This is a genomic window from Acinetobacter sp. YH01011, from assembly GCF_013420785.1.
Classification (GTDB): Bacteria; Pseudomonadota; Gammaproteobacteria; order Pseudomonadales; family Moraxellaceae; genus Acinetobacter; species Acinetobacter towneri.
Genome location: NZ_VOYG01000009.1, coordinates 63,829 through 77,880, shown reverse-complemented (window position 1 = coordinate 77,880; position 14,052 = coordinate 63,829). Strand labels below are relative to the sequence as shown.

Below are 14,052 nucleotides of genomic sequence, written 5' to 3'. Positions count from 1 at the left end.
TTCAGATATTGCTTCTGCTATGTTTGTTGCAATGGACATAAACACAATTATAGAGGACAGGAAAATGTCGCAAGTCCAAAAAATAGGCCAGGGTGTGGCCGTATTTGCAATCACAAGTTTATTATTATCAGGTTGTTCACAAGTGATCAAAACAGGTGCCAATGTCGCACTTGGATTTACTGAAAAACATATTGTGCCGCCAATTTTAGCGATGGAAGATGCTGAAATGGTGTGTAATTCTGGTAATTCCTTAACCCCTGCCATTATGGCGACTAAAGATATGGGCGCAGACCCAACCCGTGTTGCGGTACTAATGTATTCGGCTGCGGGTATTTGTGCCGAAGAAAAAGCTTTGGATGCTGAATTGCGTTATTTACGTGCAGCAAAAGCAGGGCAAGTGGGCGAAGCGCAAGATGCGCGGATTCAGCAAAAACGTTGGGCGGCTTTGGCGGCACAGCGCCAATACACAGGCTATCAATTGTTTCAGCATCGTTGGGAAAAGAAATATCGGAAACCTTTGGGCGAAGGTTGTCCAAAAATGAACAGTGATATTGATCAAACTGTGTATATGTTGGGGATGTTGAGTGGCTTGCAAGCCATGACCAATGATATTAATTCAGGCGGGGCAGTGCATGTGCCTAAAGATATTGCCGCGATTGTTGAACGTGGTATGACCTGTTTAAACAATGAAAAATTCTGGGGCGCACCAGAGGCTACACGTGCCGTAATTTGGACTTTGCTTCCAGGTGCGGGAGATGGCAAACCTGATCCGTATCAAACCTTAAAGCAGTCGATGCAAATCGGTGAAAATAAAGGCGTGCGTTTATCACACGCTTTATACGCGGTTGCTGCCCAAGCCAGTGGTGAAGATGCCAAAATCCGCGACGCACTCAAAGCCTTTTCTAATGCACGCAGTGACGAAAAACCTGTAAATCCACAATTTAAATTGATTGATGCCATGGCGGGAAGCATGGTACAAGGAATTTCAGACCGTTACTGGACTGAACATACAGGTGTGCGTACGGGTGATCAGCAGCGTTTCTGGGATGAGCAAGATAATTCTTCTGAATTAGATGATTTATTTAATGAGGATACGGCAGCTCAATTGTAAAAATATCAAGATTGCCCAATTCAATATTGACCAGAGGTTTTAGGATTGGGCAATCCGTTTGCCGAAGCACATAACAAGAATAATTTGGAGGATGCAAGCGCCTATGCAATATTCATCTCAATTTCTCAGTCGAAAAATTGTGTTTATTGCGACATGTATGTCGGTTTCGGCATGTTTGCAGATTTTTGCAGAGCATTTTATTTATTGGTCTACACATTTATTGGATGAATTCTGGCGCTTATGGACAGGGCATTGGGTGCATGTGGGCTGGATTCATTATTTGCTTAATATGATCGCCTTTGCCTGTTTACCTTTTATTTTTCCGCATGCCAAAGTATGGCACTTTGTGGCGCTTTTGTTGGTACTACCGCCAGCGATTAGTCTGAGTTTCTATTACTTCCTTGCCGATATTGATGCCTATGCAGGACTTTCTGGGGTGTTGCATGGTGCTTATGTGGCGGTGGCATGTGTGCATTTGCTTTATAAAAAAGAACGTGGCTTTGCCACATTGGTCTTGCTGCTTATTTTATCTAAACTGATTTGGGAAAATACAGTGGGCAGTTTGGGTACAGCAGAATTAATCGGCAGTCCTGTATTAGTTGAGGCACATTTATTGGGGGTGATTTGGGGAGTAATTTTTGCACTGGCTTATATTATTTGGGCCTATTGCATTGATCCGCATTAAAATTACATCAAAATGATGGCAAAAAGGGCTCACAAGAAATCTCACAATTGACCATTTTTACTTAAAAGAAAATCTATATTGTCATTTTAAAAATAACGACGTTCATTCACATTTAAACTGAATACAAAAATGCTCAATGGAAGATGGATATTCCGTTGAATAAGGACAGACAGAAATTCGAGTGTCTCGGTTTCTGCATAGAATAAAAACAGGAAAATATATGCACAATAACGGACAACGCAGGTCTGGCTTGGCTTTGCTCAGACATATATGGACAGAATGGATTTCTACATTCGTTATTTTGATCTTGTTGCTACTGACACTTATTATTGGTACAGGTGAAATGGTACATGGTCAGTTGTTGCGCATGGGTGAACGCCTATACGGTGACCCTGCAACGGGTATGCAGTATTCATTTTTGCGTGCCGAACCCACTGCACCTGACTGCGAACGCAACCCCGATATCGATGCACAAGTACATGCCCAAATGCAAGCCAATGCTGCTGATGAGTTTGCCGATATTTTTGGTACTGCCTCTGAATCAGATGTCCGCGCTTCCATTTTAGCAGCCAAACAAATTTGTGAAGAAAAATTTCAATTTCATGATCAGGCGATTCAGCATATTCAAGCCCATCCAAGCTTGAAAATGTATCGAACCATTGAAACCTCTTTTTTTGGTATTTTTAAATTTGGTACTGAAAACCGTGCCATTTTATTGGTATTGATGGTGGTCTTTGCTGCAATTAGTGCCACTTTAAAGACCCATCACATTGGTTTACGTGGCCCTGCGACCAAAATTGACTTCAAGGTGTATTCGACCTTAATGGTGGTGGCGAATGGTTTCTTAACCTCGTCAAGTATCAGTCAATATCGTTCAGTACTCAATTCAGGCGTACCGATGAGTGGTGAAACGCAAATCATTTACTGGATGTGGATGATTCTGTTTGCAACTCTGACTTTAATTAGTTTATTCCAGCTTATTAAGCCACCTGCACCGACCCGTGAAGGCGGTAGTTTAGGTCTTGCTTTCCTGAGCGTACCTTTGTATGCCTATATGGCAATTAGTACGGGTTTCTCTTTTACCTTCCTGATGGATTATCCAATGGGGCAAGGGATTTACCTAGGGCAACTGGTCGAATTCTCTAGTATTTTCTTGAACTTGGCTTTGTTTATTTGGGCGGGGATGTTGCTCAAACAAACCCGAATTGTGGATTTGTTCCTGAATATTCTGCGTCCGTGGAATTTGGCACCTGAAACTTTAACCTGGCTGATTCTGATTGCTGCTGCATTACCAACGGCTTATACCGGTGCATCGGGGATTTTTGTCATTGCTGCAGGTGCGATCATTTATAAAGAAGTTTGGAATGCGGGTGGACGACGTCAGTTTGCACTGGCGGCAACAGCTATGTCGGGTTCAATGGGGGTCGTGCTTCGTCCATGCCTATTGATTGTTGTGGTGGCATCGCTGAATAAAGAAGTCACAACGGACATGCTGTATCACTATGGTTTGTATGTGTTCCTACTGACTTCAACCCTATTTTTAGTGATTTCGTTGTTCTTTGCTGAAAATAAATTCCGCATTGCTGCACCGAACATAGCTGCGCCATTGTCCTTACGTGCTTTTGGCCCTGTACTACCATATATCCTCATTTTTGTGTTGATTTGGTTGTTCTATAAATATGCTTTAGACACCAATATGAATGAGTTTACTGCACCTGTAATGATGCCGGTTATTTTATTGATGATGGTGTTGTTTGATAAATTGCGCCATGAACCTGCGCCTATTCCAGCGATGGGGCAGTGGGATCAGACTTTAGATCACAAGCCTGTAGCACAACAGACAGCAGCTTCATCTGAGCGCTCATTATTGACTGCACCTGATTCACCATTGCGTCAGTATGGTTTCTTCAAAGCTCTGCATTTATCGACCAGTGAAACGGTGGGACATATTGGGGCATTGGTAATTTTGATGGCGCTTTCAGTCAGTGTAGGTGGCTATTTAGAACGCATTGAAATTATGGAAGCGTTCCCAACCGACATTAGCAGCATCTTTATTGTGATTAGCCTGATTGTTGCCTTGATGATTTTTGTGGGCATGATTATGGATCCATTCGGTGCGGTGATTCTAATTTCTGCAACGGTTGCGCCTGTAGCTTATCAATATGGGATACATCCTGCGCATTTCTGGATGATTACCCTAATTGGTTTTGAATTAGGCTATGTGACGCCACCTGTAGCGCTGAATCACTTATTGGCAAGGCAGTCGATTGGAGATGAAGAAGTCGCTGCAGCCGATGCAGAAGTTCGTCATAAATCGTTCTATTATCGTTATGAGCGTTGGATTTTGCCTATGATTGTGATGCTTCCTGCGATGTTGATTATTGCCTATGCACCGTATGCGTTCAAGCTATTCGGCTGGTATGAATAAGCACATGGATACTTAATCACTGTCATCTTATTATTTAAAAACACCCTGTGGTTCACTACGGGGTGTTTTTTTAATAGGTTGATATGCAGGGAATACAAAGCAGCATTATGAATGCGGGGAGTGATGATTCAGGTGTTTTTGTAACAGTGGACTGCACAAAATAATGGCAAGCAAAATTAGGGCAAAGCCAATTAAACTAAATAAGTCTGGCGTTTCATGCCAAAAGCTAAAGCCCCAAATCCCTGCAAAAATAATCGCAATGTAATTGACAGGGCCAATTTGCCCAGCAGGGGCAAGACGGTAGGCATTGGACATAAAGATCTGACTGATATTGGCCAGCAATCCTGCACCAATTAAAAAACTCAATTCTTTTAAGTTGTAAGGACGCCATGACCAGAACATCGGTACAACAGAAATGAGTGTCCCAATCATGCAAAAATAAAACACAATGCGTTCAGGCGGTTCGGTTTGAGTCAGGGCGCGTACCGTGACAAAAGCCATCGCTGCTAAAAAACTGGCACTGAGTCCAATTGCGGACATGCTATTAAACATACCTGCATCGGGTTTGGCGACAAATAACACGCCAAATAAACCAATGAACGCAGCCCATAGCATTGGTTTGGTGATTTTTTCTTTAAGGAATAGCCATGCAATTAAGGGAATAAAAATAGGCGATGAATAGGTGAAGACCATCGCATTGGACAGTTTTAGATTGGCAATCGCGTAGAAAAAACCATACATGGCGGTTAATCCGACTACCGAACGCCAAGTGTGCATCCATAACTTTTCAGTTTTAAAAAAGCCCAAGCCTTTATTGAAAATGAGCGGGATAAAAATAAACAAACCAATGAAATTACGGAAAAATACCACTGTGGCATTATCTACCGTTTCTGAGGCGTAACGAACGCACACTCCCATGAGTGAAAACAGAAAGGCAGAGCAGGTCAACAGCATAATTGCTTTGAGCAAATTTTGTTGGGCAGAACCAGAAGATGTCATACAAATAAAGCCAGAATAACCTCTGGCTATTCTAGCTTAAATTGGCTACAACACTGACCCTTTATCGTATTTTAAAATGACTGATGTGAAGCAGAGGAGGCTTACTGTGCCAGTTGGGCTTCCAGTATTTTGATTTGTTCTTCTTTCAGTTTAATCAATTCATCAGCATCGTTATGTTGCTGTTTTAATAAGGCACGTTGATCATTCAGCTGATTTTGAATGTCATCTAATTTAGCCACTTCTTCTTTGGCAAGCGCTGCATTCTCAGATATAGGTGCTTTGAGTAAATCTTCTGTGACCAACTGTTTTGGTGCTGCTTCATCTTCTTGCAATGGCGTTGCTTCAGCAGGTACAGCTTTCGCTACAGACGCCGTAGTTGGGGCAGTTTCTATAGGCGCAGTATTGTCGCTATCGCCCATCCATTGAAAGATAAATACGGCAATAATGACAATAATTAACCCACCCGTAATCGCCCATAAAAGCTTAGGGTTATGTCGTTGATCTTCAGTCATGCGTTGTTGAACCTTATTGTTTTACTTTGACTGACGCGGCTTAAACTGGATCACCCCAATTTCATCTGAAACCTCTGGGATTTCAGGTTCATCAATATGTGTTGGACGGTTTTCCGTATAATCACACTCGATACATTCGATCCATTCAGCTTCGTCAGCGGTGAGCATGACAACCCGATCCATCGCCTGACATTTCGGACATTTTGCGCCTGCAATGAAACGACGTTTAATGGTCATCACGACTCCCCTAACTTCATCTAAAGTTCTTAGTTTAAGCGTTTTTGACTATGTTCGTCCAACCTTGATGACGTAATAGTGCGTCTATTTTTGGCTCGCGTCCGCGGAAATTGATAAATGCGTCAAGCGCTGAATCTTTTCCGCCAACTGCTAGAATAAACTGTCTAAACTGCTTGCCAGTTTCGGTGTTAAATAGCCCTTCATTTTCAAAGCGATCAAAGGCATCGCTGGCCAAAACCTCTGCCCATTTGTATGAATAATATCCTGCAGCATAGCCGCCTGCGAAAATATGGCTGAAGCTGTGCTGGAAGCGGTTGTAAGCTGTAGTTGGCGCAACGGCATAGTTTTGACGAATATCATCTAGCATGGCTTGAATCTGTTCCGCATTTAAAGCAGGGTTGCTGCGATGAATACTTAAATCGAACAGGGCAAATTCAATTTGGCGCAGGCTCTGCATTCCCGACTGGAAGAAACGTGCATCTAACAGTGCTTTAAGCAGGTGTTCTGGCAGGGTGTCTTGGGTTTCAATATGCGCACTCAGCATATCTAAACTATCTTGATCCCAAGTCCAAAATTCCATGAATTGGCTTGGTAATTCCACCGCATCCCAAGCGACACCATGTGTACCTGCCACAGCAATATTATCTACTTCAGTTAGCATGTGATGTAAGCCATGTCCAAATTCATGGAATAGGGTGATGACTTCATCATGCGTTAAAAGCGCGGGTTGGTCTGCAACAGGTGGGGTAAAGTTACACACCATATAGCAAATTGGTTTTTGTAAACCTTGTGCCAATTGCATGCGTGAACGGAAACCACTCATCCATGCGCCGCCGCGTTTGCCTGTACGGGCATATAGATCAAAGTAAAAACCACCAATCACTTGACCTTGATCTTCAAGTTCAAAATAACGTGCATCAGGATGCCAAACAGGGGCAGCGCGCTCAATAATATCGACATCGTATAAACGCTTGACGATGCTAAATAGACCTTCAACCACTTTCGGTGCAGGGAAATATGGTTTTAACATTTCTTGTGAAAGGTTAAATTGCTGTAATTTTAATTTTTCAGAATAGTAGCCTGTATCCCACGGTTGTAAGGTATCAATCCCATCTTGGGCGGCAATGGCTTTGAGTTCGGCAATTTCTTGTTCTGCAGGTGCACGAGCATGTTCTGCCAGTTCACGCAGGAATTGATCGACTGCTTCGACACTTGGTGCCATTTTGCTGGCAAGGGATAATTCTGCATAGTTGTTAAAACCGAGCAATTGCGCCATTTCTTGACGTAAACGCAAGATTTCTTCCATGATCGGGGTGTTGTCAAATTCAGACTGGGCTGATTGATCGGACGCGCGAGTAGTGTATGCCTGATACAAGGTTTCGCGCAAAGCACGATCATCGGCATAGGTCATAATGGCTAAATAGGCAGGAATATCCAGTGTTGCCACAGCTTGTTCCAATTCGCGTTGCTGACCATATTGTTTCAGCAATTCAACGCTGCTTGGCGGTAAACCTTTGAGCTGATCTTCGGACAATACTTTGTAATAGGCTTGGGTGGCATCCAATACATGATTGGAAAAGTCTGATGACAGTTGCGATAAACGCGCTGAAATTTCAGCATAGCGTTTTTTAGCTTCACCTTCTAAGGCCACACCTGACAGTTTAAAGTCGCGCAATGCCAGTTGAATTGCGCTTTGTTGTGCAGCAGGCAAATCTTTAAAGGTGTTGGCGTCGTGAATATGTTGATAGCTTTGATACAACACCGTGTGCTGACCCAATTGAGTGTAGTAGTCGCTTAAACTTGGTAACAGCGCTTGATACACTTCGCGGGTTTCAGGATTATTCATGACCGCATTTAAATGTGACAGCACGCCCCATGCTTCGCTCATGTTATTTTCGAGCTGATCAATCTGTTCTAAAACATTTAATTGCGCCGTCGTATTTTCAGGTACTGCAGTCAGATTATTTAAAAAGTTTTGTCCCTGCTGAATGGCATGCTCAATTTTTTGTTTTAAATCTGCCAGGGTAATTTGATCAAATTGTGGAACAGGCAAAGTTGCCTTTTCTAATGTCATGTCGGTCTGCCGATTTATTTCCTGTGTTATTTGTAGAAGTAAGGCTTCTAGAAGGATAAATCAAGCCTTGGGTGCTATTTATTCGCTCTTGTTTCACCGTGGATAGATTGAATATCTTGGATGTAGGTGCCAAAGCGCCCCTCAATGACCGATAATTTTATGAATAGATTTTGATTTTTGTAGTGTTCATATTCATCTACATTGATTCGAAACATACCAGTAGAGTCATACGGTGTTTCAATAGAATAGTAGACACTTCCTTTTTTACCATGTTTTTTAACAGCGCTTGCTTCCAATGTCACCACAGTAGGTGTACCCAAAACTAGGGTATGAAGCAGAGGAGGATAGACAACTAGATTTAAGTAAAGAAACAGAATTACAAAAATAGGGAAGAGGAGTAAAAAATAGAATTTTGGCTTTTTTTGTACATTTGTCCATGTACGTGGAATGATCCATTGTCCGTATCTATGCAGAACATAAAAGTAGATCAAAACAGCCAAATAAATCAACGTTGCAACAATGAAGGCTGTGATTTTGACTTGATTTGTTGGGGTGAAGTCTATAAAAAAGAGAGCAATCAGTGCTGAAATACTAAGTACAAAGACTAAGCATATTACATATTCATGGTAATAGTATTTAGTAATTTTCTGTGATGTCATGATTTTTAAGTGGTTTATTTTTATAGAGATATATTAAATGAAAAAGAGCACCGTAGCACTCTTTTTTATTTAGTAAAATTTACTCACCCTTTGCTTTGGCATTGGATTTTTTCTTTTTCACCTTGGTCTTTTTTTTGGCTTTGTCTTTCGGTTTGATTTCCGACTTCGCTGAGGTTTTTTTACCGTAAGAACTCGGTTTGCTTTTTGGTTTTTTCTTCGGCACAGGTTGCTCACCGTTTTCACTTAAAGTCGCCTTGCTTGGACGCTCAGAAAAAACTTCTTCGGTGGCTTCACGGCTGAACGGTTTTGCCACGCGCGGTGCGCGCATACGAATAGCACGACCTGCATGGGTGAGTTGCTGCATGAGCTCAAAATCAATTTTGCGATCTTCTAAATTGACAGCCGCGACTTTAATTTTAACTTCATCGCCCAAGCTAAAGCTTTGACCACGTACTTGTCCAATTAGACTTTGGCTGGCTTGGTCAAATACAAAGAAGTCATCGCCCAACTGGCTGACATGAATCATGCCATCGACATAAAGGTCTTTGAGAGTAACAAATAAACCAAATTCGGCTACTGCAGAAATTACGCCCACAAATTCTCCACCCAAATGCTGCTGCATATAGTGGCATTTTAGCCATGTGGTGACAGAGCGTGAGGCTTCATCGGCACGACGTTCAGTTGCAGAATAATGTTCGCCTGCATCATCTAAAGCTGCGCCCGAAAGTGGTGATGGTTTTTGTTTTAAATGCGCTTTAATGGCACGATGCAACAATAGGTCAGGGTAGCGACGGATTGGTGAAGTGAAATGCGTGTAGGCATCATAAGCTAAACCAAAGTGTCCTGCATTGTTGGCACCATAATAGGCTTGCATCATTGAGCGTAATAACACCGCGTGAATACTTGGTGCATCAATACGATCTTTAGTGGCTTCAATCACCGCTTGATAGTCGGCCTGAGTGGGTTGTTCTGGAAAATGTAGCCCAAGTAATTTGACAAAATCACGGACTTTTTGAATACGTGAAAACTCTGGCGGTTCATGCACACGGTACAGCATCGGCACATCATGTTTGAGTGCATATTCTGCTGCTGCGACGTTGGCGAGTAACATACATTCTTCAATCAGTTTATGCGCATCGTTACGGCTGCGCGGCAAAATTTCTTTAATTCCACCTAACTCATCAAAGGTCATGTAGGTTTCAATGGTTTCAAATTCCATGGCATGACGTTCGGCACGTAAGCCTTTAAGCACTTGATACAGTTGGAACAGGGTATTTAATGATTTGCGCATTTCCCGATCTTCAGGAATTGCCGCACTATCACCCTCAAAATATTGTGCCACTTGAGTATAGGTTAAACGTGCTTTGGAATGCATGACCGATGGATAAAATTCAAAACCTGTGACACGACCTGCGCGTGACAGTTTTAAATCGCAGACCATACACAAACGGTCAACCTGCGGATTCAGCGAACATAAGCCATTCGATAAAGCTTCAGGCAACATCGGCAATACAAAATGCGGGAAATAGACTGAAGTCCCACGTTCCTGAGCTTCATCATCCAACGGTTTGCCTGTGCGGACGTAATGGCTGACATCGGCAATTGCGACTACGACACGGTAACCACCGCCTGGACGTTTTTCGGCGTATACCGCATCGTCAAAGTCGCGGGCATCTTCACCATCAATAGTCACTAAGGCTAAATCGCGTAAATCAACACGTCCTTCACGGTCTTGGGCTGTCGGTTCTTGAAAGCTTTCGGCTTCTTGAATGACATCTTCAGGAAATTCATACGGCAGACCAAATTCTAAAATGGTTTGCGGAATAATAATTTCAGTTTCGGCTTTGTCTGCCATCGACTGAATAATATGTCCTGTGGCAAATTCTTCGCGGGTTGGATAGTCGTCAATCGCAATGCGCACAGAATCGCCCAATTTAACTTGGGCATGTTCAATTAATTCTTTTTCAAGGGTAATGGGTTGATGGCTATTTGGCTGGGCAGGCTGAATAAAATATTCACCATCGTATTCTGACAATTTACCAATGATTTGTTTGACACGACGCTGGGTGACTTCGGTAATAAACCCCCATGCCTTGCCTTTACGATCTACCGATGTCTGGCGGACTTTGACTTGATCGCCATTAAACACCAAACGTAGTTCGCGTTCAGGCAATAAAATATCTTCATGACCTGCAATATTGGCTGTGCCTAAACCTTTACTGTTGATGTAAACCGTGGCGTCATGAGTCGGTTGTTCTGCAGCCAGCTGGAACTTGAATCCATCTTTCATGAGCTGACCATCACGTACCATGGCAATTAAACGATGGCTCAGGGCATCAATACTTTTTTGATCGGCAATCGCAAAATGCTCTACCAAGTCTGCATGTGACTGTGCCGCTTGCAAGGTTTCAATGGTTTCTAAGATTAAGGTACGGCTTGGAATAGGATTTTCGTAGCGTTCGGCTTCAGCTTTCGCTTCAGGATCGACCCAATTTTTCATCATGGAATAAACTTCATGTCAGAAGATAGGTTTAGCATAAGTCATGTACGGAAAGACTGCACGTAAATGATTGCAATAATGTGTTTTCTGTCGTTATTTTACGATGTTTCTAGTTTTTGTGCAGCGATTGCCAAAAGTTCAGGCGTAATTCTGGTGATGAATCCTGAAAATTGTTTAAAAAATATTTAATTGAGCAAAAATATGCAAAAATTGTGGTATCGAAGCTTGCAGTGCTAGCACTTAATTTGTATTATGGCGGCACGTTACGGTGAGATGGGTGAGTGGCTGAAACCACGTCCCTGCTAAGGACGCATACGGGTAACTGTATCGAGGGTTCGAATCCCTCTCTCACCGCCACGCTTTACTTATGTCGCGCTCATAGCTCAGCTGGATAGAGCACTTGGCTACGAACTAAGGGGTCGGGAGTTCGAATCTCTCTGAGCGCACCAATAAGTAAACCGAACAGTAACGTATCGCCTAAATTGGCACACAAGTAATGCGCTCATAGCTCAGCTGGATAGAGCACTTGGCTACGAACTAAGGGGTCGGGAGTTCGAATCTCTCTGAGCGCACCAACTTAAACAATCAACCGCTTAAATGCGGCTTTTTTGTGCCTGAAATTTAGTAAACTCAAACAATAATCAGTTTATTAAAAAGAATAGCGTACTCATGGTTTTACGTTAAAATTCTTTTGAATCGTCCAATATCTGTGCATTTGATTGCAAAATGATGAATTAATACTTAACAGCCAGAAAAAAACACGTATAATGCACCCCATCAAGTCGTCGCGCTCATAGCTCAGCTGGATAGAGCACTTGGCTACGAACTAAGGGGTCGGGAGTTCGAATCTCTCTGAGCGCACCAACTTGAAATAAAAAACCGCACTTTTGATGCGGTTTTTTTGCATCTACACTATCTAAAAATGATGAAATTTTTGTGTCAAAAGCATGACCATTGTTTTACGTCTGGCTTTGAGCGAATAAACACGAAAAAAATAAGGAAAGTGCTCAATCTAGTGTAAGATTTAGCTCAATTTGAATGACTTGATGATGAGCTTATGTCTGACACGCAGCCAGCATTGTCTTTGCGCTATTTTTTAAATTTAGAAGAATCTCAAGACGGCTTTGCCCTTGCGACTTTTGGTAAAAAACAATTTACCCGTTTTATTACACCGTTGATTAGTGTGGCGATTATTGCTTGGGGCTTTTATTTGGGCTTCGATGGGGTAGGTCGCTATTATGTTGCACTCGGTGCTTTCTTTTTAATCTTGCAAACTTTAATGCGTTATTGGTTTTTGCCAATGATGTTTAAACGCCAGTTTGTAAAATACCAATTTGGAAAAAGCGAGCAAGGCATTGATTTATTTCAGGACTATGCCGAGCTGTATGCCAATGGTCGTAAACAGGTATTTCATTATAACGAGGTGCAAAATTTCGCTGTGGGTAAACTCACCTATATGCTGGAATTAAAAAATCGTACAGTGGTGATTGTACCGAAACGTGCATTTAATCTGCCTGCAGAACAAACGGTTTTTGAAAATACTTTTAAAAAGTAAGTTCTAATTTTCCCAATTTACGAGTTATTCGAGGATGATCATGAGTACACGTCCATCTAAAATTGTCTGTGTCGGTCGCAGTTATGCAGACCATGCCAAAGAATTAGGTAATGCTGTACCTGATCATCCTGTGTTATTTATTAAACCGCCAAGCAGTTTACGCAGTTTAAGTGATGGGATTACGTGGAATAAGGTCTGGGGCAATTGTCACTATGAATGTGAATTGAGTTTACGCATTGACCAGCCTTTAAATGCAGACACAGATCCTACCAAAGTATTGGATGCTGTAAGTGCAGTGACTTTGGGCTTGGATTTAACTTTGCGTGAATTGCAGGATGAACTTAAGAAAAAAGGACAGCCGTGGGAACGAGCCAAAGCGTTTGACGGTTCTTGTGTGTTGGCAGATTGGGTGGATGTATCGGAAATTCAGGACTGGAAAAACGTGCAATATCGTTTGGACATTAATGATGAATTACGTCAGCAAGGCGATACCAGTTTATTGATTTTTGATATTGCGGCATTGTTGGCAGATATTAGCCAAGTATTTAGTTTAGAACCTGGTGATGTGGTAATGACTGGTACACCTGCAGGGGTGGCAGCATTACAGTCGGGCGATCAGTTGAAGATGACCTTACAAGGACGTACTCAGGCATTTGTCTGGACGACTTTTGTAAAATAAATAGTGGTGTAAACGGTGATGTCATCAAAAGATGAGTATCACCGTTTTGTACTTGCTTTTAAATCCAATGGTTATACTTTCAGTAAATGCTGAAATTTACTGCGTAATTTATTCAGTTTCGGTGGAATGGAAAAATTGCAGTAGCCCTGATTTGGATTTTTGGCAAAGAAATTCTGATGATAGTCTTCTGCAGGGTAAAATTCAGGTGCTGCACTGAGTTCAGTCACAACATTCACACCTTCAGCTTGTAAGGCTGCAATCATCTCGGCGGCAGCTTGTTGCTGTGTAGCATCTAAATAATAAATCACAGAGCGGTATTGTGTGCCGACATCATTGCCCTGACGGTTTAATGTGGTTGGGTCGTGTGTGGCAAAAAACACCTCAAGTAATTGTGAATAGCTGATCTGCTGCTCATCAAAATCAATCAAAATGACTTCTGCATGTCCGCTGTCGCCACGGCAAATATCTTCATAGCTTGGGTTTAAGGTATGTCCACCTGCATAACCGCTGGTGACTTTTTCTACGCCTTGCAGTTGTAAAAATACGGCTTCGACACACCAGAAACATCCGCCACCAAACAATGCTTGTTGCATGATTTTGTCCTTATATTTTA

Annotated in this window: 12 protein-coding genes and 4 tRNA genes; 9 read left to right on the top strand and 7 right to left on the bottom strand. The window is 42.3% G+C overall.

What is annotated here, in order from left to right:
* Nucleotides 1-64 precede the first annotated feature (64 nt).
* The 3 genes from FTT78_RS07760 to FTT78_RS07750 all read left to right on the top strand — a co-directional run bounded on the left by FTT78_RS07760 (nucleotide 65) and on the right by FTT78_RS07750 (nucleotide 4,224).
* Nucleotides 65-1,111 carry a hypothetical protein gene (locus FTT78_RS07760; RefSeq protein WP_179989878.1) on the top strand — a complete coding sequence of 349 codons (1,047 nt, stop codon included), beginning with the start codon at nucleotides 65-67 and terminating at the stop codon, nucleotides 1,109-1,111.
* 103 nt (nucleotides 1,112-1,214) lie between these two features.
* The gene (rrtA, locus tag FTT78_RS07755; RefSeq protein ID WP_179989929.1) at nucleotides 1,215-1,796 is read left to right on the top strand and encodes a rhombosortase; all 582 of its coding nucleotides are present in this window, start codon (nucleotides 1,215-1,217) and stop codon (nucleotides 1,794-1,796) included.
* Between the two features lie 220 nt (nucleotides 1,797-2,016).
* A complete protein-coding gene (locus FTT78_RS07750; RefSeq protein WP_154320307.1) occupies nucleotides 2,017-4,224 on the top strand; it encodes a TRAP transporter large permease subunit in 2,208 nt (735 codons plus the stop codon).
* A gap of 105 nt (nucleotides 4,225-4,329) precedes the next feature.
* Here the strand turns inward: FTT78_RS07750 and FTT78_RS07745 are convergent, their stop codons facing one another.
* The 6 genes from FTT78_RS07745 to rnr all read right to left on the bottom strand — a co-directional run bounded on the left by FTT78_RS07745 (nucleotide 4,330) and on the right by rnr (nucleotide 11,208).
* Complete coding sequence (locus FTT78_RS07745) at nucleotides 4,330-5,223, bottom strand: DMT family transporter (RefSeq protein ID WP_004974770.1); 894 nt, start codon at nucleotides 5,221-5,223, stop codon at nucleotides 4,330-4,332.
* Between the two features lie 101 nt (nucleotides 5,224-5,324).
* Nucleotides 5,325-5,735 carry a hypothetical protein gene (locus tag FTT78_RS07740; protein ID WP_004974772.1) on the bottom strand — a complete coding sequence of 137 codons (411 nt, stop codon included), beginning with the start codon at nucleotides 5,733-5,735 and terminating at the stop codon, nucleotides 5,325-5,327.
* A gap of 21 nt (nucleotides 5,736-5,756) precedes the next feature.
* The gene (locus FTT78_RS07735; protein WP_171324836.1) at nucleotides 5,757-5,966 is read right to left on the bottom strand and encodes a YheV family putative zinc ribbon protein; all 210 of its coding nucleotides are present in this window, start codon (nucleotides 5,964-5,966) and stop codon (nucleotides 5,757-5,759) included.
* Nucleotides 5,967-6,006: 40 nt separating this feature from the next.
* On the bottom strand, nucleotides 6,007-8,046 hold the full coding sequence (locus FTT78_RS07730; protein ID WP_131260579.1) for a M3 family metallopeptidase: 2,040 nt from the start codon (nucleotides 8,044-8,046) through the stop codon (nucleotides 6,007-6,009).
* A 74-nt stretch (nucleotides 8,047-8,120) separates the two neighbouring features.
* A complete protein-coding gene (locus FTT78_RS07725; RefSeq protein WP_111885424.1) occupies nucleotides 8,121-8,705 on the bottom strand; it encodes a hypothetical protein in 585 nt (194 codons plus the stop codon).
* Nucleotides 8,706-8,784: 79 nt separating this feature from the next.
* A complete protein-coding gene (gene rnr, locus FTT78_RS07720; RefSeq protein WP_180044021.1) occupies nucleotides 8,785-11,208 on the bottom strand; it encodes a ribonuclease R in 2,424 nt (807 codons plus the stop codon).
* Between the two features lie 264 nt (nucleotides 11,209-11,472).
* On the opposite strand from rnr, the gene FTT78_RS07715 reads away from it, so the two are divergent.
* From FTT78_RS07715 to FTT78_RS07690, 6 genes are all read left to right on the top strand, one after another.
* A tRNA-Ser gene (locus FTT78_RS07715) sits at nucleotides 11,473-11,562 on the top strand.
* A gap of 15 nt (nucleotides 11,563-11,577) precedes the next feature.
* Nucleotides 11,578-11,654: transfer RNA gene (locus FTT78_RS07710), tRNA-Arg, on the top strand.
* 49 nt (nucleotides 11,655-11,703) lie between these two features.
* Nucleotides 11,704-11,780: transfer RNA gene (locus FTT78_RS07705), tRNA-Arg, on the top strand.
* A gap of 212 nt (nucleotides 11,781-11,992) precedes the next feature.
* A tRNA-Arg gene (locus FTT78_RS07700) sits at nucleotides 11,993-12,069 on the top strand.
* A 193-nt stretch (nucleotides 12,070-12,262) separates the two neighbouring features.
* A complete protein-coding gene (locus FTT78_RS07695; protein ID WP_096901373.1) occupies nucleotides 12,263-12,760 on the top strand; it encodes a YcxB family protein in 498 nt (165 codons plus the stop codon).
* A 40-nt stretch (nucleotides 12,761-12,800) separates the two neighbouring features.
* Nucleotides 12,801-13,439 (top strand): fumarylacetoacetate hydrolase family protein, encoded by a 639-nt coding sequence (locus FTT78_RS07690; RefSeq protein ID WP_180044019.1) that lies wholly within the window; start codon nucleotides 12,801-12,803, stop codon nucleotides 13,437-13,439.
* Nucleotides 13,440-13,510: 71 nt separating this feature from the next.
* On the opposite strand, the gene msrA is transcribed toward FTT78_RS07690, so the two are convergent.
* On the bottom strand, nucleotides 13,511-14,032 hold the full coding sequence (gene msrA, locus FTT78_RS07685) for a peptide-methionine (S)-S-oxide reductase MsrA (RefSeq protein WP_004974785.1): 522 nt from the start codon (nucleotides 14,030-14,032) through the stop codon (nucleotides 13,511-13,513).
* Nucleotides 14,033-14,052: the final 20 nt, after the last annotated feature.